The organism is Ideonella alba (genome assembly GCF_018069875.1).
Lineage (GTDB): Bacteria > Pseudomonadota > Gammaproteobacteria > Burkholderiales > Burkholderiaceae_C > Ideonella > Ideonella alba.
The window spans coordinates 1-17,979 of record NZ_JAGQDF010000012.1; the positions used below are offsets into that span (position 1 = coordinate 1).

The window sequence follows — 17,979 nt, forward strand, 5'->3', positions numbered from 1 at the left end:
TCGCTTGGCCGAAGTCAAGGAGGAGGCCGCAGGCCGGGGGACATGAGGACAAGCGAACTCCCCCTCGGCCGCCGCGCTAGACAGCCGCAGTCAGCCCAACGACCGGTCAGGGCAGCGAGCCGATTCAGCCCTGTCCCATGATCGCCGCGCCAGCGACCAGTTCGTCGAACAAGGCCACGGTGGCGGCGCCAGACACCGCGAACGGATCCAGCCGCGCGCATTCGTTGTACTTGATCAGCACGGCGGGGTTCAGGCGGCTCATGTTGACCTGGCCCATCGCCCAGCCGGCGAAGCGGCGCTCGTTGATCTCTTCGTAGGCCAGCAGCGTGACCTCTTCGTGGCGCGCATCGCCGCAGATGCGGCGGTACAGCGCATTGACCTGCGAGCGGCCGCCTTCAAGCACCTGGATGAACAGGCCGCCGGAGCAGCACAGCACGCCGGTGATCCCGTTCTCGGGGTTGCGGCGGGCAGAGGTGCGCAGGATCGCCGCCAGCTCCTCCTGGTCCACCGCGGTGGCGGCGCGGCTGGCGTACATCAGGCGGACGAGCATGGTCAGTCTTTCTTGCTGAGCAGCGACAGGAACTCGCGGCGCAGATCGGGGTTCTTCAGGAAGGCGCCGCGCATCACGCTGTTGGTCATCGCGGAGTCGTTGTCCTTCACACCGCGCCACTGCATGCAGAAGTGGTCAGCTTCCATGACGATGGCCAGGCCGTCGGGCTTCACGCGTTCCTGCAGCGCGTCGGCCAGCATGATCACGGCTTCTTCCTGGATCTGCGGGCGGGTCATGATCCAGTCGGCGATGCGCGCGTACTTGGACAGGCCGATCAGGTTGGAGTGCTCGTTGGGCAGCACGCCGATCCAGATCTTGCCCAGGATCGGGCACATGTGGTGCGAACAGGCGCTGCGCACGGTGATCGGGCCGACGATCATCAGCTCGTTCAGGCGCGAGATGTTCGGGAACTCGGTGACCTCGGGCATCGGCTGGTAGCGGCCGCGGAACACCTCTTCGATGAACATCTTGGCCACGCGCTTGGCCGTCTCCTGGGTGTTGTGGTCGCTCTCGGTGTCGATCACCAGGGCCTTGAGCACATCGGCCATCTTGGCCTGCACCTCGGCGCGCAGTTCCTTCAGTTCGCCCTCGCGGATGAATTCGGCGATGTTGTCGTTGGCGTGGTAGCGACGGTCGGCGCCCACCAGGCGGTAGCGGATGCGCTCGGAGGCGGGCAGCCGGGACAGGTCGTCCTCGCCCAGGATCAGTCGGGGAGGGCGGTTGCGGAGGTCGGGGTCGGTCTGGGCCATCGGGCAGTCTCCTGTCTGGAGGCCCATTGTGGGGCTTCGCGCGCAACCCTGCTGGCAGCGGGCCTGGGTAGACTGCACGGGTGAACGCGCCCCACCCGTCGCCCCCGCTGTCGCGGCTGCTTGAACTGACCGCCGATGCCGTGGCCGCCGTGCTGGCCGGCCGCTCGCTGACCGATGCCCTGGCCGCCTGCGCGGCGCCGGCCCGCCCGGGCGTGCAGGCCTTGTCGTTCACCGTGATGCGCCGGCTGGGCGCGGCCCAGGCCGTGCGTGCCCGTCTGGCCCCGAAGGCGCCGCCGCCGGTGGTGGATGCGCTGCTGTGCAGCGCCATCGCGCTGCTGTGGCCCGACGATGCGCCGCCCTACCCGGACCACACGCTGGTCGACCAGGCGGTGACCGCGGCGCGCCGCAAGGTGCCGGCGGCCAGCGGCTTCCTGAACGCGGTGCTGCGTCGCTTCATCCGCGAGCGTGCGGCGCTGGTGCAGGAGGTCAGCCACGAACCGGTGGCGGCCTGGAACCACCCGCTGTGGTGGATCGAGCGCCTGCGTCACGACTGGCCCGGCCACTGGACCGCGCTGCTGCAACAGGCCCAGCAGCGCCCGCCGATGACCCTGCGGGTCAACCGCCGCCACGGCACCCGTGACACCTACCTGGCCCGGCTGCAGGCCGCCGGTCTGGCGGCCCGCGCGATGCCCGACAGCCCCGACGCGGTGCTGCTGGCCCAGCCGGTGGGCGTGGAGCAACTGCCCGGCTTCGCGCAGGGCGATGTCTCGGTGCAGGACCTGGCGGCCCAGCGTGCCGCGCCGCTGCTGCTGGGCGCCGGCCTGGCGCCGGGGGCCCGGGTGCTGGACGCCTGTGCCGCGCCAGGGGGCAAGACCGCCCACCTGCTGGAGTGTGCCGACCTGGACCTGCTGGCGCTGGACACCGATGCCGCCCGCCTGTCCCGGGTGGACGACACGCTGCGCCGCCTGGGCCTGGCGGCCCGGACCCAGGCCGCCGATGCCCGCCGCCCCGCCAGCTGGTGGGACGGCCAGCCCTTCGACGCGATCATGCTGGACGCGCCCTGCAGCGGCTCGGGCGTGGTGCGCCGCCACCCCGACATCCGCTGGCTGCGCCGGCCCGAGGACATCGCCGCGCTGGCGGCGGTGCAGGCGGAACTGCTGGAGGCCCTGTGGCCGCTGCTGGCGCCGGGCGGGCGCCTGCTGTACGCCACCTGCTCGATCTTCCGGGCCGAAGGGGATGCCCAGATTGACGCATTCTTGCAACGCCACGGGCCCGGCGGCGCCCGTCTGGAGGCCCTATCGCCGGGCCATCTGCTGCCGCTGCCCGACAATCGGGCCACCGTGACCGAGGCCTCGCCGGCCGACGGTTTCTACTACGCCCTGTTGTCGAAGCCGCGCGCGCCCTGACCGGTGGCGGCGGCGCCTGCCCCGAATTTCGCGCCCGTGCCCACCACTGCGGTCCGATCCCTGCCCACCCTCTGGCTGAGGCGCGCCGTGCGTCTGGCCGGGCGCATGGCACTGCTGCTGCTGGTGGGGCTGGCGGGGCTGCTGCTGAGCAGCCGCGGGGCCCTGGCGCAGACGGTGGAGCTGCCGGTCTTCGACATCGCCCGCCAGGATGGCGCGCTGGTGCTGGACTTCCAGGCCCGACCGGTGTTGAGCCGGGCCGTGGAAGACGCCATGCTCAAAGGCGTGCCGCTGTACTTCGTGGCCCAGGCCACGGTGCTGCGGCCGCGCTGGTACTGGCGCGACGAGCGCGTGGCCCGCGCCACCCGCACCTGGCGCCTGTCCTACCAACCGCTGACCGGCCAGTGGCGGGTCAGCCTGGGCGCGCTGGGCCAGACCGTGGGCAGCGCGGCCGAGGCCCTGGCCATCGTCTCGCGTGCCAGCGGCTGGCGCATTGCCGAGCCCGGCGAGATCGAACCCGGCGAGCGCTACCAGGTCGAGTTCAGCTTCCGTCTGGACAACACCCAGCTGCCGCGGCCGATGCAGCTGGACCTGGCGGCGCAGGCCGACTGGCGTCTCTCGGTGGAGCGCAGCGTCCGCCTGGAGTGAACGGCCCGGCCCCATGAAGCTCACCACCCGCTGGGGCATCGCGCTGCTGCTGACGGCCAGCCTGGGTCTGGTGCTGGCCTTCGTGCTGTCGCTGCTGGCCCAGGGCCCCACGCGCTACGAGCGCCACTTCGTCTGGCTGTTCTGGATCAACGTGGCCGCCGCGGCGCTGCTGGTGGTGGTGCTGGCCGTCACCGCCACGCGGCTGGCGCTGCGCATGCGCTCGGGCAAGTTCGGCAGCCGGCTGCTGCTGAAGCTGGCGGCCATCTTTGCGCTGGTGGGGGTGGTGCCCGGCGGCGTGATCTACACCGTGAGCTACCAGTTCGTCTCGCGCAGCATCGAGGCCTGGTTCGACACCCGCGTGGACGACGCGCTGCGCGCCGGCCTGGCGCTGGGCAAGGGCACGCTGGAAGCGCTGTCCGAGGACCTGAGCACCAAGACGCGGCTGGCGGCCGAGCGCCTGTCCGAAGCGCGCCGCGTGCCCGACGGCCTGGGCCTGGAGCGCCTGCGCGAACAGCTGGGCGTGCAAGAAGCGGCGCTGATCGGCGGCGCCGGCCAGGTGCTGGTGGCGGCCGGGCCCGGCGTGGCCATCTCGCCGGAGCGGCCGGCGTCCACGCTGCTGCGCCAGGCGCGCCAGCAGCCCTCGATCAGCGTCATCGAAGGCCTGGAGGAGGACGATCCTGCCACCGCCGGCCGCGCCCGCATCCGCGCGATCGCCCAGGTGCCCAGCGCCAGCCTGGCGCTGGTGGGCGACGAGGAGCGCTTCCTGATGGTGGTGCAGCCGCTGCCCGAGGTGCTCACCCGCAATGCGCTGGCGGTGCAGGCCGCCTACCGCGAGTACCAGGCGCGCAGCCTGGCCCGCGAGGGCCTGCGCCGCATGTACATCGGCACGCTGACGCTGGCCATGGTGCTGGCGGTGTTCGGGGCGGTGCTGCTGGCGGTGCTGCTGGGCAACCAGATCGCCCGGCCGCTGCTGCTGCTGGCCGAGGGCATGCGCCAGGTGGCGGCCGGCGACCTGGGGGCCAAGCCGGTGTTCGCCTCGCGCGACGAACTGGGCGGCCTGACGCGCAACTTCGCCGCCATGACCGAACAGCTGGGCAGCGCGCGCGAACAGGCGCAGCGCAGCCTGCGCCAGCTCGAGAACGCCCGCACCCGGCTGCAGACCATCCTGGACAACCTCACCGCCGGCGTCATCGTGTTCGACCGCGAGGGCCGCATCGACACCGTCAACCCCGGCGCCACACGCATCCTGCGCGCGCCGGTGTCGGCCGGCGTGGGCCGCCCGTTGGCCGAGGTGCCCGGGCTGGCGGCGCTGGCCGCATCGGTGGACCAGCGCTTCAGCCAGCACCACCACAACCCCGAAGAGGGCGAGCGCGACCAGTGGCAGGACGCCTTCGAGCTGTCGGTGGGCGACGCCGGCGCCACGCTGACGCTGCTGGTGCGCGGCGCCATCCTGCCGCCGGGGCCGGCGCGGCTGATCGTCTTCGACGACATCACCGAGGTGGTCTCGGCCCAGCGCGCGGCGGCCTGGAGCGAGGTGGCGCGCCGCCTGGCGCACGAGATCAAGAACCCGCTCACGCCCATCCAGCTCAGCGCCGAGCGCCTGCAGCACAAGCTCGAGGCCAAGCTCGACGAGCCCGACCAGGCCATGCTGGCGCGCTCGGTGGCCACCATCGTCGCCCAGGTGCAGGCGATGAAGCAGCTGGTCAACGAGTTCCGCGACTACGCCCGCCTGCCCTCGGCCAACATGCAGCCGCTGGACCTGAACGCGCTGGTGGCCGAGGTGCTGGCGCTCTACGGCGATGAGCAGGACCAGGGCCGGCTGCAGGCCCAGTGCGACCGCGCGCTGCCGGCCATCCAGGGCGACGCCACCCAGCTGCGCCAGGTGGTGCACAACCTCGTGCAGAACGCGCTGGATGCGGTGGCCGGCCGCGAGGACGGCCGCGTGGTGGTCAGCACCGACCAGCCGCCGCAGGAAACCGGCCGCCCGGCCATCGTGCGGCTGCGCGTCACCGACAATGGCCCGGGCTTCGCCGACAAGGTGCTCAAGCGCGCCTTCGAGCCCTACATGACCACCAAGACCAAGGGCACCGGACTGGGTCTGGCGGTGGTCAAGAAGATCGCCGACGAACACGGTGCGCGCGTGCGAATCGTCAACCTCGGGGCATCCGGCGACGACGCCGCGCCGGCAGGTGCGCAGGTTTCGTTATCATTTTCAGGTTTGACGGACGTCGGCGCCACGGCGACGGCGCCGGATCGGCCCGCGACAAGGCCTTGACCCCGGCCGAAAGACCGCGCAGCGCAACCCACCCATGGCAACCATTCTTGTAGTCGACGACGAAATGGGCATTCGTGCCCTGTTGTCGGAAATCCTCACGGACGAAGGTCACTCGATCGAGCTGGCCGAGAACGCCGTGCAGGCCCGCTCTGCGCGCGAGCGCATGCGCCCCGACCTGGTCCTGCTCGACATCTGGATGCCCGATGTGGACGGCATCACGCTGCTCAAGGAGTGGGGCGCCACCGGCCTGCTCAACATGCCGGTGATCATGATGAGCGGCCACGGCACGATCGACACCGCGGTCGAGGCCACCAAGTACGGCGCCATCGCCTTCCTGGAAAAGCCGATCACGCTGGCCAAGCTGCTGCGCGCCGTGGAGCAGGGCCTGGCCCGCGCCCCGGCCCGCGCGCCCGGCGCCGCGCCCGCCACCCCCGCGCCACCGGTGGGCGGCCCGATCCGCGGCGTGCTGGCCGAGCCCGCGCTGACCGTGGAAGCCGCGATGACCGGCGGCCTGGGCCTGCCGGTGATGCAGGTCGACCTGGGCCCGCAGGCCGAGCAGAGCTTCGACCTGGACCGCCCGCTGCGCGAGGCCCGCGACGCCTTCGAGAAGAGCTACTTCGAGTTCCACCTGGCGCGCGAGAACGGCAGCATGACCCGCGTGGCCGAGAAGACCGGCCTGGAGCGCACCCACCTCTACCGCAAGCTCAAGCAGCTGGGCGTGGACCTCTCACGCAACAAGCGCGGTAGCGGCGCCTGAAGCCCGTGCTATACTGCTGGACTTCGCTGACCCGGCCCAGCCGGTGACGCGGCAGAGACACAGAAAAAGGCCTGGTAGCTCAGTTGGTAGAGCAGCGGATTGAAAATCCGCGTGTCGGTGGTTCGATTCCGCCCCAGGCCACCAAGATAAAAGCGAAGTGCGACAAGCACTTGGTGCAGCAGATCAGCCCGGCCAGTCCGGGCTTTTTTGCGCCTGATTGAAAAGCCGTCCGCGTGCTGCCTTTCCTCATGCGCATCCCGCAGGCGCGTTGTACGCTGCGATGACCGCAGAACCAGACCCATGGCCAACACCGCGCTCTACACCTTCGGCTACGAAGGCCTGACCATCGAGGCGTTCATCGAACGCCTGCTGCAGGCCCGCGTCCAGCTGATCGTGGATGTGCGCGAGCTGCCCTTGTCGCGCAAGAAGGGCTTTTCGAAGACGGCTTTCCGCGAAGCCCTGGCGGCCGCAGGCATCGAGTACGAACACCGCCCGGCTCTCGGGTGCCCCAAGCCTGTCCGCGATCGCTACAAGGCGGATGGCGACTGGCAGGCCTACACGCGCAGCTTCCTGGCCTACCTGTCCAGCCAGAAGGCCGAAATCGATGACCTGAGCCGCTCAGCGCTCGCCCAGCAGGCCTGCCTGGTCTGCTTCGAGGCCGATTTCGGCCTATGCCACCGCACCTACGTGGCCCGGGCAGCGCACGCGGCCGGCGCGCCTGCTGTGCGCCATCTGTCCGCTAGAACAGTGGTTGCTGACGCGCCAGCGCGTCTGGCAGCCTAGGCGGGTACAGCACGCTGACGATCAGCCACTGCTTGGGAAAGCGGTGGATGGTGCCCATCAGGAACAGCACATCCTTCTCGCTGAACTCGGTCACGAACTTCTGGCGGAACGCGGCCTGCCAGTCGGGCCGGCGATGCACGTTCCAGTACAGCGCGCCAGCCTCCCAGTCCACCAGCTTGTGCCTGTGCTCGCTCATGCCCGACGCTGTCTCGCAGACGTAGCGGTAATGGAAATCGAAAGGCAGCTTCTTCAGCGTCTTCAACGAGCGCTGATCCTCCACCGCATCGAACAGGCTGCCTTGCTGTTGCTCCTGCATCAGCTTGGCTTTCTCGTCATCCGTCCAGTTCGGGTTCTCCACGGTTCTGATGTCCAGCCCCAACAACCGCGCCGGCCGCACCAGGCCCAGCGTCACGCCGCGTGACTCGCGGGCCGCCTCCAGATCGGTGAATGAGGCGAAGACCGGCGCGGCCTTGATCGCATCGCGTCGCGCGATCCAGTGATCCCGCGTCGGCAGCGGCTCACCATCAAGCTCGATCGTGTCTACCGACATCCGATGACTTTCCGGCCGGGCGTCGTCCTGTGCCCGGCGCACGCGCGCGCTGATCCATTGCCACTTGCGGAACTGCTGCTCGTCCTCGACGAGTCTGAACGGCACCGGGAACAAGCGCACGAGGTGGCCGTTTTCCGACATGCCGGCCACGCAGGACGTCTCGACGTAGCGAGCGCTGGGTGAGGGGTAAGTCTTGCAGAGGATCAGGATGCGCTGGTGGTCTGTGGCCACTTGAGTCTCCCTGGCTTGTCCTGGCGGCGGACCGGTTCTCAGGCCTTGTCTGCCAGAGACTGCCCCGCGATGAAAAAAAAGGGCCAGGCATGCGCCTGGCCCTGCACACAGCCCGCCTACCCGCGAGCTGTTACGCCTTGCTCTGCCCTGATCAGGGCACCGGCGGCGGCGGCGGCGGGAGCATCGTCGCGCAGCTGCCGCCACCCGGTGCGTAGGCGTTGGTCTGGATCGAGTTGTCCTTCTGCAGGATCGGGCTCAGGTCGGCCGCCTTGTTGCTGGGGCTCCCAGCCTTGCCGTGCGGGTCGTACATGTTGACGCACAGCTGCGGCGGCAGCTGGGCGCCGGCGGGGTAGGTGGCCTCGGCGGACCAGGCGCCGGTGGCGCCGCTGACGCCGCCGCGCACCTCGACCCGGCAGGTGGTCTTGGAGAACGGGACTTCACCCGAGAACTTCGGGCCGGTGTGGAAGTAGGTGCCGCCCGGGATGGCGATGGCGCCGGCCGGGTTGACATCCGCGCGGGTGGTCGAGCCATGGGCCAGCACCACGGTGGCGTTGCTCATGGTGAAGCTGGGCACGGGGGTGGTGCGGGTGCTCACGCCCCACCAGTCCACCGACCAGGCCACGCCGTAGCGGCCGGTGCAGTTCTGGCCGGCCCACCACCAGGTGCCCGACATGGTCACCGTGGTGCTGCTGTCGCCGTTCTGGACCACGTTGACCGTGGTGTCGTTGACCGGGTTGGCCGCATCGGCCAGGGCACCACCGGCCAGGCCGGCGAGTGCCAGCGCCACCAGACCGGCGCGCAGGGTGGGTGAAGCGGAGGGGGTCTTCATGGGTACTCCTGATGAGTGAGCGGTGCCCGACCCGGACGGCCTGGCACAAGGTGGCCGGCGGGCGCCGGAAGAACACAGCGGGGGGCGCTGTAACAGAATGTATGCAGGCTGCGGGTGCAGCGCATCAGGGCAGAACCGCAGACGCGTGCCGGGTTGTGCACAAATGCTCATGCCGCCCCCGCAGGAAAACGGGGCCACACCCGGGGCGGCGCTTCGTTGGGGGGCCGCTTGTCGGCGCTGGTGGCGTAGGCGGCCCGGGCGCGGCGCGCGGCGGCGTCGGCCCCAGCCAGGCGGCCGGCCTGCAGCGCGCGGGCGCCCAGGTCCAGCCAGTGGCAGGGCAGGATGTCCTCGGGCTGGGCCGTGTCGTCCAGCAGCTGCTGGGCCAGGGCACCGGCCTGGGCGCCGTTGCCGCGCGCCAGCCAGGCCCCCACGCGGTGCCAGGCCAGCCGGGCCGCCAGTGCGCCCTGCTCCAGGCGGCGGGCCTGCTGTTCGACCGCCTCGATCGCAGCCGGGTCGGCGTTGCCGGGCCGCGCGCACAGCTGCTCGGCCTGCACACGCAGCAGCAGCAGCGGGTCGTTGGCGTCGGTGGCGGCGCTGTGGGCGCGCTGCAGTGAACGCTCGCACCCCAGGCCCTCGGCGCTGTCGATGGCGGCCAGCAGCAGCCAGGCGCGCGCCCGCACCGCCGAGGTGGTGGCGTCGGCGAGCCGGGCATGGGCCTGCCGCGCCGCGCCGGGCTGGCCAGCGCACAGGTGGGTGCGCACCAGGGTCTCGGCCGCACGGGCGCCGATGCGGCCCAGCTCGGGCGCGTGCTGGCATTCGTGCAGTGCGCGCCAGGCGTGCTGCAGCGCGCTGGCCACGCGGCCCAGGCCCAGGTCGGTGACGGCGCGGGTCACGTCCAGACCAGCCTGCATGTGGCCCTCCAGCGGGCCGAGCAGTTCGCGCCAGGTGCGGGTGTTCCGCAGCAGTTCGTCGGCCTCGGCGAAACGGCCCTGCTGGGTGCGGATGGCGGCCAGGTTGCTGACCTCGACGGTGGCGTCGCTCCACTGCTGCTGCTCGACCAGCAGATCCAGCAGCGCCTGGGTGTGCAGCGCGCACTGGCCCAGCTGGCCCGCCTGCCAGCAGACCGCGGCCTGCGCGCCGAGGAAGTGCCGCCGTGCGCTGACCGAGGCCTGGGGCAGCAGGGCCTGCCACCCGCTCAGGGTCTGGAAGGCCTCGTCGGGCCGGTTCTGGCCGCCCAGCGCATAGGCCAGCGTGGCGCCGGCCTGCAGCGTGGCGTCGATGTCCTTCAGGGTCTGGGCCACCGGCAGGTGCTCGCGGGCCAGTTGCTCGGCGTCGGTGTAGTGGCCGCGGTGCAGCGCCAGATCGGCCAGCTCCAGCCGGGCCAGCAGGTGCTGGCGCGGCCAGCGCGCCAGCGTGCACAGACGCTCGGCCACCGGCAGCGCGCTTTCGGCGCCCTGGCTCATGGTCAGTGGGCCGATGCTGGCGCGCAGCGCCTCGAAGGCCTTGTCCAGGTGGCCGCCAGCCTCCCAGCAGCGCGCGGCGTGCTGGTGGAAGCGGGCCTGCTCGGCCACGCGCGCGGCGCGCGCGGCCTCTTGGGCAGCGCGCTCGTACAGCGGGGCGGCCAGCACGGGCCGGCCGGCCGCCTCGTGGTGCTGCGCGGCCTCGACGCAGGGGCCCGCGCTGTGCTCCAGCCAGTGGGCGATCTGCTCGTGCAGCAGGATGCGGTCGAGGGCCGGCATGGCCTCGCGCAGGCAGTTGCCGATCAGGTCATGCATGCGTGCGTCGGCATCCACCCAGTGGATGGCGTCCAGGTGGCGCAGCGCCTGGCGCCAGCGGTCGGCCGAGTCGCCCAGGATGGCGGCCGCGGTCTGCGGCGGGATCGGGGCGCGCAGCACCGCGGCGGCGCGGGCCAGCTGGCGCGCATCCGGGGGCAGGCCGGCCTCGCGCGCCAGCAGGTGGTTGGCGATGTCCTGCGGCGGCGGCAGGCCGTCGCCGAAGCAGCCATCGGACATCGACTTGATCAGCTCCACCGCCAGCAGCGGCAGCCCGCCCGAGGCGCGGTGGATGGATTCGGCGGCGTCCGCGGGCATCGGACCGAGCGTGTCGGCGTCGGCGACCAAGGCGCCGATCGCGGTGCGGTCCAGCGGCAGCACCTCCAGCATCAGCGGGGCGCTGGCGGCGCGGATCCAGGTGTCCAGCGCGGCCGGACGCTCGCCCGCGCGGCTGGCCAGCCACCAGGGGGGCAGCGTGGGCTGGGCCAGTGCCGGCAGCAGCTCCAGCGTGGCCAGATCGGCCTGCTGCAGGTCGTCCAGCACGATCAGGTCGATCCCGGCCTGGGTCAGCGCCAGCTCGACCGCGCGCAGCAACCGCGTGGCCTGCACGTCGCTGCTGCGGCCATGCAGCTCCGGCAGCACCGCCGACAGCTCGCGCAGCGCCCACTCGGGCAGCCCGCGCTGGCCCTGGGGGCACAGCCCGTGCGGTGTGGACCACAGCGCCGACAACAGGCGCGCCAGCAGCGCATAAGGCCGCTCGGAGGCGCCGGCATAGGCCGGCACATGCAAGGCCCGGTGGATGCCCAGGCGGCGGATGGCCTCACCGATCAGGCGCGTCTTGCCGATGCCCGGCGCCCCCTCGATCAGCACCGGCTGGCGCTGCGCCCAGGCCTGCTGCAGTGCGGCCAGCTGGCCCTCGCGGCCGACACAGCTGGGCACCCATGGCCGGGCGGTGGCGCGCGAGCGGCTGGGCACGGCGGCGAATTCGCCCTGGCGGATCCGCGCCACCAGGCTCTGGGTGGCGTCGTCGGGCAGCTCGCCCAGGTCGCCGGCCAGGCGGCCGCAGAAGGCCTGGTAGACCGACATCGCGCTGCCCAGATCGCCGCTCAGGAAGAGCTGCCAGATCAGGCGCCGGTGGGCCAGGTCGGAGTAGGGGTTGGCGGCGACGATCTGCTGGCTCATGGCCAGCGCGTCACTCAGGCGGCCGATGGATTCCAGGTGGTCGGACTCGCGCGCCATGCGTTCGAGCTGGCGCTGCCGCCAGGCCGGGCGGGCCTGCTGCAGCCAGCCGGCGAAGTCCGGGCAGTCGTCGAACTCCAGGCCGTCCAGCAGCTCGGCGCCGAGCGGCGGCACCGCCGCGCCGGGCCCGTCGGCCACGCCCGCCAGCGGGTCTTCGACGCGGCTGCTCAGGCGCAGCAGGTCGTCGCCCTCCACCAGCGGTGCGCCAGCGGTGCGGGTGAGGCGGAAGCGCCGCTGGCGCAGGTTCAGGCGCGAGCCCTGCGGGTTGTCGCGCGGCCACAGCATGGTGGCCACCAGGTCCTTGGCGGCGCTGCCGTCCACCGCCAGGATGGCCAGCAGCGCGGCGTCCTTGCGCGACAGCGGCACGGATGCGCCCTGGGGCAGCACCAGGCAGGGGCTGCGCGTCAGGTGGATCTTGACCAGGCCGGGGCTGGGCGGGGTTGTCATGGCGGACGGGGCGGGCGGCGGATCCTCGTCGGGACCCTCACGTGTTACCAAGTGCAGCCAGTCTCCCGCCAGGTCGTTACCGACCTGTTATCCACCGCAGGGCCCGCCTCGCGCGGGACAATCGGGGTCCGATGCGCTCCCCGATCCACATCGTCGACGTCGAACGCCTGTCCACCTGGACCCGCTACCGGCCCGGGCTGTGCGAGAGCTGCCAGGCCAACTGCTGCACCATGCCGGTCGAGGTGCGGCTGGCCGATCTGGTGCGCCTGGGCCTGGTCGACCCCTTCGAGGCCGAACACGAAGAGGTCCGGCTGATCGCCCGGCGCCTGCAGAAGGCGGGGCAGATCGCGCGCTACACCGCCAAGTCCGGCGTCTTCACGCTGCCCCGGCGCGCCAGCGGCGACTGCCGCTACCTGGACGCGGCGTCACGCCGCTGCACGGTCTACGCGCAGCGGCCCGACACCTGCCGCCGGCACCCGCAGGTGGGGCCGCGGCCGGGGCACTGCCCCTATGGGGCCCGCACGGCGCGGGCCTGAGCCTCACTGCACCAGCATCACGGTGTGGGCCTGCGGCGGGTTCTGCGCCGAGCCCTGCAGCGTCACCACGACGTAGTAGGTGTTCAGGGCGAAGTCCATGCCCGGCACCGGCACGGCCACGTTGTTGACGCCCGCGGCAGCCGGGCCCACCACGTTGGCGATCATTGCGGGGACGCCGGTGACTTTGTCCTTCTGGTACAGCGTGGCGTTCACCCGGCCGCCCACGGTGTCACGGTACTGCAGCACCAGGCGGGTCCAGGTGGGCACCGCGGTGGCGAAGGAGTCCAGCACGTTGCAGGTGAAGACCAGCGGCGGCACGTCCGGGTTGTTGGCCCGCACGAAGCCGAAGGGGGCGTTGATCTGCGCATTGCGCAGCGAGTTCAGGCTGTCGGGCGCACAGGCGGGCACGGTGTGCTGCCAGTCGTCGATGGTCACGGCCTGGGCGGCCGGGGCGGCCAGCAGGGCGGCCAGCGGCAGCAGGGCGGCGGCGAGGGAGCGTTGAAAGCGTTGCATGGCGAATCTCCTGGGTTTCTGGAAGGGGGGCGGGCCCGTCATCAGCGGGTCCGTACTGAAGAAGACGCACCCGGCGCGACAATCCGGACATCTCTGGGTGAACAACCGAAAGGCCGCGCTGTTCCGCGCCTAACGAGGCGCGCGTTGGCGGCAACATCGGCGACAGGACCCTGCTGGAGAATCGCCATGACCTTGCCCCGTGCCCTGACCCGTCTGACCTGTCTGACCCGCCTGAGCCTGCTGGCCGCCACGCTCGCCACGCTGTGCGCTGCCCCGGTGCACGCCGGCCCGGTGGCCGATCGCATCAAGGCCTCGGGCACGCTGCGGGTGTGCATCTGGCCCGAGTACTACGGCGTCACCTGGCGCAACCCGCGCACGCAGCAGCTCGGCGGCATCGACATCGAGCTCTCGGCGGCCTTTGCCAAGGACCTGGGCGTGTCGCTGCAGTACGTCGAAAGCTCGTTTCCCAAGCTGATCGACGACCTGCTGGGCGACCGCTGCGACATCTCCATGCACGCGGTGGCGGTGCTGCCAGCCCGCGCCGAGAAGCTGAAGTTCACCCAGCCCTACCTGCAGAGCGACATCTACGGCATCACCACCCGCAGCAACCGCGCGATCCGCAGCTGGGACGACATCGATCAGCCCGGCGTGCAGGTGGCGGTGCAGGCCGGCACGTTCATGGAGCCGGTGATGAAGGCTGCGCTGAAGCAGGCCACGATGGTGGTGGTCAAGCCGCCGCAGACGCGCGAGGGCGAGCTCGAAGCCGGCCGTGTCGATGTCTTCATGACCGACTACCCCTACAGCCGGCGCCTGCTGGACAACGCCGACTGGGCCCGCCTGGTGCCGCCCAGCAAGCCCTTCCACGTGCTGCCCTACGCCTACGCGGTCAAGCCCGGCGATGCCGAATGGCTGGCGCGCGCCGACGCCTTCGTGGCGCAGATCAAGAAGGACGGCCGCCTGGCTGCGGCGGCCCAGCGTGCCGGCCTGGGCGAGGTGGTGGTGCGTTGACGATGCACCCTGATCGGAGCACCCCCCGGTGAGTGCCGCGCCCGGCTCGCTGCCGCGCTGGCTGCGCAGCGATGCGCTGCCCTGGGCCGGGCTGCTGCTGGCGCTGACGGTGGTGCTGGGCCTGGCGGCCTTCGTGCGCTACGAGCGGTTCGAGATCGAAACCGACGTGCAGGGCCGCGCCGAGCTGTATGCCCGGGTGCTGGAGGACCAGACCGCGCGCCTGATCGGCAGCACCGAGCTGGCCCTGCAGACGCTGGCGCCGGCCATCGAGGCCGAGCCCGACGCGCCCGCCCAGGTCGACAACCTGCTGGGCGCCACCGTTCGGGGCCTGCCCTTCGTGCGCAGCATCAGCTGGCTCGACAGCGAGGGCCGCGTACGTGCCAGCTCGCAGCCCGGTGCGCGCGGCCTGCAGCTGCCACGCGCAGCGGTCACCGCCGGACCCGGCGGCCTGGCGCCGCTGCAGACGGTGCGTGACCTGGCCCAGCTGGCGCGCGGCGAGCGCGCCCCGGCCGGCGTGGCCGTGCTGCCGCTGACCTGGCCGCTGCCGGGCGAGGCGGGCCAGCTGGTGGCCCTGATCAGCACCGACTTCATCGCCAACCAGCAGCAGCTCACCCTCAGCGGCACGCATGTCGATGGCGCACTGCTCGCCTACGACGGCACGCTGGTGGCGGCCACCGAGAACCTGCGCGCGCTGCCGGGCAGCCGGCAGGCGCAGCTGGACCTGTTCACCCGCCACCTGCCGGACCGCGAGTCCGGCGTCGAGGCCGCCCGCGGCCTGGACGATGTCGACGGCCTGCTGGCCTGGCGCTCGGTGCGCCGGGCGCCGCTGGTGGTGCTGGTGCAGACGCCGCTCGCCACGGTCGAGGACCGCCTGGGCGAGGTGCGCCACGGCGCGCTGATCGGCGGCACCCTCGCCCTGGCGCTGATCGCCGCGCTGACTGCCCTGGCCTGGCGCAGCCTGCGCGGCCACGAGCTGGTCAGCGCCGACCTGCGCCAGGCCCAGGGCACGCTGGCCGCCCAGGACGCCTTCACCGACCGCCTGTTCGAGGTCAGCCCGGTGCCGATGGCGGTGCAGGACGCCCTGGGCCGATTCGTGCGGGTCAACCGGGCCTGGTGCGAGTTCACCGGCCGCGACGCCCCGGCGCTGCTGGGCCAGCAGGCCCTGCCCGCACTGGGCGAGGAAACCGCCACCGCGCTGGCGCCGGCGCTGGGCGCCGGCCTGCTGCAGCGGGGCAGCGCCGCCCAGCACGAAACCCAGCTGCGCGACGGCCGCGGCCTGCTGCGCGACGTGGTGGTGCGCCACATGGCCTTTGCCGACCCCGGCGGCCGCGCCGGCGGCACCATCACCTGCCTGGTCGACGTCAGCGAATTCCGCGAGGCCGAGCGCCGCACCCGCGAGGCCAAGGAGGCCGCCGAGCAGGCCAATGCCGCCAAGGGCGAGTTCATTGCCAATGTCAGCCACGAGTTGCGCACGCCGCTGCAGAGCATCCTCGGCTTCTCCGAGCTGGGCCGTGACCGGGCCGCGGCCAACAGCCGCGAGCAGCAGATGTTCTCGATGGTCCATGCCGGCGGTGAGCGCATGCTGACGCTGGTCGAGGCCCTGCTCGACCTGTCGCAGCTGGAGGCCACCTTCGGCCGCAGCGAGCTGGCCGTGATCGACCTGGTCCCCACGGTGCGCGAGGTGGTGGCCGAGCTGGCGCCGCTGGCCTCCAGCCGGGGCATCCACCTGGCGCTGCCCGACGAGGGGCTGCCGATGCTGGCGCATGGCGACGCCTTCCGGCTGCAGCAGGTGATCCGCAATGTGCTGGCCAACGCGCTGCGCTTCGCCCCGGCCGACTCGGTCATCGAGACCCGCTGGTCGCGCCAGGGCGAGGAGCTGATCGTGCACGTGCGCGACCACGGCCCGGGCATCCCGCCCGACGAGCTGGAAAGCATCTTCGCCCCCTTCACCCAGTCCACCCGCACCAAGGACGGCTCGGGCGGCACCGGCCTGGGCCTGGCGATCTGCCGCAAGATCATGGCCGCCCACCGCGGCCGCATCATCGCAATGAACGCCGAGGGCGGCGGCGCGCAGTTCGAGATCCGTCTGCCGGCGCTCTGAGCCGGCCACCGGTCCGCGCTGCGATACTCGCGCGCATGCCCCCATCACGCAGACTGGCGCCCCGGCGGCCGCTGCCCCCAATGAGCAGCGCCTGGCCCTGCCTGCGACGCGCCCGCGACCACGACCCGGCCCGGCGCTGCCCGGTCCTGCTGGGCGACGGCGACGGCGCGCCTGGCCTGGGCAGCGTCGCCTGGGCCGAGCGTGACGCCCTGGCCGCCTGGCCCGACCTGTTCCACCGCGCGCCCGACGCGCTGCGGCTGCGCGCCGACCCCGGCGCGGCGCTGGACGCGGCGCTGGACCAGGTGCACCGCGCCCTGCGGGCCCAGGGCCTGATCCGCGCCTGGCGCGACGAACCCTATCCGTGGCTGGACGAGACCGGCCGGCGCCACGCGGTGATCGAGCGCGCAGCCGCGCGCTTCTGGGGCGCGCTGACCTTCGGTGCCCACTGCAATGGCTACCTGGCGGGCCCCGATGGCCGACCCAGCCACCTCTGGATCGCCCAGCGCTCGCCGCACAAGCCCACCGATCCAGGCATGCTGGACAACCTGATCGGCGGCGGTGTGCCACTGGGCCAGACCCCGCGCGAGGCGCTGCTGCGCGAGGCCTGGGAGGAGGCCGGCCTGCAGGCTGACGAGCTGACCGCCCTGCGGCCGGGCCGGGTGTTCGAACTGCACTGCGACATCCCCGAGGGCCTGCAGCGCGAGTGGCTGTTCGTCTTCGACCTGGCCCTGCCGCCGGGCCGCGTGCCGCAGAACCAGGACGGCGAGGTGGCGGGCTTTCGCTGCCTGCCGCTCGACGAGGCCCTGGCCCAGGTGCGCGCCGGCGCGCTGACCACCGATGCCGGCCTGGCCACGTTGGACTTCGCCAGCCGCCACGGCCTGCTGACGGCGGCCGACGCCCAGGCCCTGCAGGCGCTGCAGGTGGCGCCGGCGGCGGCGCGCCGGGTCGAGCCGACGCTTCAAATCCGCTGAAGTGCGTCGTGCATCGGGGTGAACCACCGGGCCGCCGGTGGATCGGACACTCTCGCCCATCCCGTCGAGACCTTCAACGATGAACTCCACTGAACGCTACACCGGCGTCGCGATCGCGCTGCACTGGCTGCTGGCCCTGATGATCGTCGGCGCCTTCGGCGTCGGCCTGTACATGGCCGACCTGCCCAATTCGCTGGCCAAGCTCAAGCTCTACAACTGGCACAAGTGGGCGGGTGTGACCATCCTGGCCCTGTCGGCGCTGCGCCTGGTGTGGCGCCTGACCCACCGCCCGCCGGCCGACCTGCCCGCGCCGCGCTGGCAGCAGCTGGCCGCGCACGCCACGCACCACGCGCTGTACGCGCTGTTCTTCCTGGTGCCGCTGGTGGGCTGGGCCTACAGCTCGGCCAAAGGCTTCCCGATCGTCTGGTTCGGCGTGCTGCCGCTGCCCGACTTCGTGCCCAAGGACGAGGCCCTGGCCGAGCTGATCAAGCCCTGGCACGAATCCCTGGCCTGGCTGATGGCGCTGCTGGTCGTGCTGCATGTGGCGGCGGCGATCAAGCACCATGTCATCGACCGCGATGGCCTGCTCAACCGCATGCGTCCGGGCCGCTGAGCCC

General features: G+C 72.1%; 16 protein-coding genes and 1 tRNA gene. 11 read left to right on the plus strand and 6 right to left on the minus strand.

The features are described 5' to 3' along the window. Positions 1 to 124: 124 nt before the first annotated feature. Both KAK07_RS18515 and folE read right to left on the minus strand, forming a co-directional pair. Positions 125 to 550 (minus strand): BLUF domain-containing protein, encoded by a 426-nt coding sequence (locus KAK07_RS18515; RefSeq protein ID WP_210803702.1) that lies wholly within the window; start codon positions 548 to 550, stop codon positions 125 to 127. Between the two features lie 2 nt (positions 551 to 552). Further along, positions 553 to 1,299 carry a GTP cyclohydrolase I gene (folE, locus tag KAK07_RS18520; protein WP_210851480.1) on the minus strand — a complete coding sequence of 249 codons (747 nt, stop codon included), beginning with the start codon at positions 1,297 to 1,299 and terminating at the stop codon, positions 553 to 555. An 80-nt stretch (positions 1,300 to 1,379) separates the two neighbouring features. On the opposite strand from folE, the gene rsmB reads away from it, so the two are divergent. The 6 genes from rsmB to KAK07_RS18550 all read left to right on the plus strand — a co-directional run bounded on the left by rsmB (position 1,380) and on the right by KAK07_RS18550 (position 7,165). After that, positions 1,380 to 2,705 carry a 16S rRNA (cytosine(967)-C(5))-methyltransferase RsmB gene (gene rsmB / locus KAK07_RS18525; RefSeq protein ID WP_210862471.1) on the plus strand — a complete coding sequence of 442 codons (1,326 nt, stop codon included), beginning with the start codon at positions 1,380 to 1,382 and terminating at the stop codon, positions 2,703 to 2,705. Between the two features lie 105 nt (positions 2,706 to 2,810). Continuing rightward, positions 2,811 to 3,350, plus strand: a complete 540-nt coding sequence (locus tag KAK07_RS18530; protein WP_210862473.1) for a DUF4390 domain-containing protein — start codon at positions 2,811 to 2,813, stop codon at positions 3,348 to 3,350. 13 nt (positions 3,351 to 3,363) lie between these two features. Beyond that, positions 3,364 to 5,625, plus strand: coding sequence for a sensor histidine kinase (locus KAK07_RS18535; protein WP_210862475.1), 2,262 nt, complete (start codon positions 3,364 to 3,366; stop codon positions 5,623 to 5,625). A 34-nt stretch (positions 5,626 to 5,659) separates the two neighbouring features. Further along, the gene (locus KAK07_RS18540) at positions 5,660 to 6,382 is read left to right on the plus strand and encodes a response regulator (RefSeq protein ID WP_210851484.1); all 723 of its coding nucleotides are present in this window, start codon (positions 5,660 to 5,662) and stop codon (positions 6,380 to 6,382) included. Positions 6,383 to 6,450: 68 nt separating this feature from the next. Further along, positions 6,451 to 6,526, plus strand: a tRNA-Phe gene (locus KAK07_RS18545). Between the two features lie 156 nt (positions 6,527 to 6,682). After that, entirely contained in the window at positions 6,683 to 7,165 is a 483-nt protein-coding gene (locus KAK07_RS18550; protein ID WP_210862477.1) for a DUF488 domain-containing protein, read from the plus strand. Here the strand turns inward: KAK07_RS18550 and KAK07_RS18555 are convergent. From KAK07_RS18555 to KAK07_RS18565, 3 genes are all read right to left on the minus strand, one after another. Further along, positions 7,122 to 7,946 carry a DUF8757 domain-containing protein gene (locus KAK07_RS18555; RefSeq protein ID WP_210862479.1) on the minus strand — a complete coding sequence of 275 codons (825 nt, stop codon included), beginning with the start codon at positions 7,944 to 7,946 and terminating at the stop codon, positions 7,122 to 7,124. The genes KAK07_RS18550 and KAK07_RS18555 overlap by 44 nt on opposite strands. Positions 7,947 to 8,097: 151 nt before the next feature. Then, positions 8,098 to 8,775, minus strand: a complete 678-nt coding sequence (locus tag KAK07_RS18560) for a hypothetical protein (RefSeq protein ID WP_210862481.1) — start codon at positions 8,773 to 8,775, stop codon at positions 8,098 to 8,100. A gap of 167 nt (positions 8,776 to 8,942) precedes the next feature. After that, on the minus strand, positions 8,943 to 12,233 hold the full coding sequence (locus tag KAK07_RS18565; protein WP_210862483.1) for an ATP-binding protein: 3,291 nt from the start codon (positions 12,231 to 12,233) through the stop codon (positions 8,943 to 8,945). A gap of 131 nt (positions 12,234 to 12,364) precedes the next feature. Between KAK07_RS18565 and KAK07_RS18570 the strand changes: the two genes are divergently transcribed. Beyond that, the gene (locus tag KAK07_RS18570) at positions 12,365 to 12,769 is read left to right on the plus strand and encodes a YkgJ family cysteine cluster protein (RefSeq protein WP_210862485.1); all 405 of its coding nucleotides are present in this window, start codon (positions 12,365 to 12,367) and stop codon (positions 12,767 to 12,769) included. Between the two features lie 3 nt (positions 12,770 to 12,772). Here the strand turns inward: KAK07_RS18570 and KAK07_RS18575 are convergent, their stop codons facing one another. After that, entirely contained in the window at positions 12,773 to 13,282 is a 510-nt protein-coding gene (locus KAK07_RS18575; RefSeq protein ID WP_210862487.1) for a hypothetical protein, read from the minus strand. Positions 13,283 to 13,468: 186 nt separating this feature from the next. Here KAK07_RS18575 and KAK07_RS18580 point away from each other — a divergent pair, with 186 nt between their 5' ends. The 4 genes from KAK07_RS18580 to KAK07_RS18595 all read left to right on the plus strand — a co-directional run bounded on the left by KAK07_RS18580 (position 13,469) and on the right by KAK07_RS18595 (position 17,975). Next, positions 13,469 to 14,290 carry an ABC transporter substrate-binding protein gene (locus KAK07_RS18580; protein ID WP_210862489.1) on the plus strand — a complete coding sequence of 274 codons (822 nt, stop codon included), beginning with the start codon at positions 13,469 to 13,471 and terminating at the stop codon, positions 14,288 to 14,290. A 28-nt stretch (positions 14,291 to 14,318) separates the two neighbouring features. After that, positions 14,319 to 16,391 (plus strand): sensor histidine kinase, encoded by a 2,073-nt coding sequence (locus KAK07_RS25840; RefSeq protein ID WP_210862491.1) that lies wholly within the window; start codon positions 14,319 to 14,321, stop codon positions 16,389 to 16,391. An 80-nt stretch (positions 16,392 to 16,471) separates the two neighbouring features. Next, positions 16,472 to 17,362, plus strand: coding sequence for an NUDIX hydrolase (locus tag KAK07_RS18590; protein WP_210862492.1), 891 nt, complete (start codon positions 16,472 to 16,474; stop codon positions 17,360 to 17,362). A gap of 79 nt (positions 17,363 to 17,441) precedes the next feature. After that, positions 17,442 to 17,975, plus strand: coding sequence for a cytochrome b (locus KAK07_RS18595; protein ID WP_210862494.1), 534 nt, complete (start codon positions 17,442 to 17,444; stop codon positions 17,973 to 17,975). Positions 17,976 to 17,979: the final 4 nt, after the last annotated feature.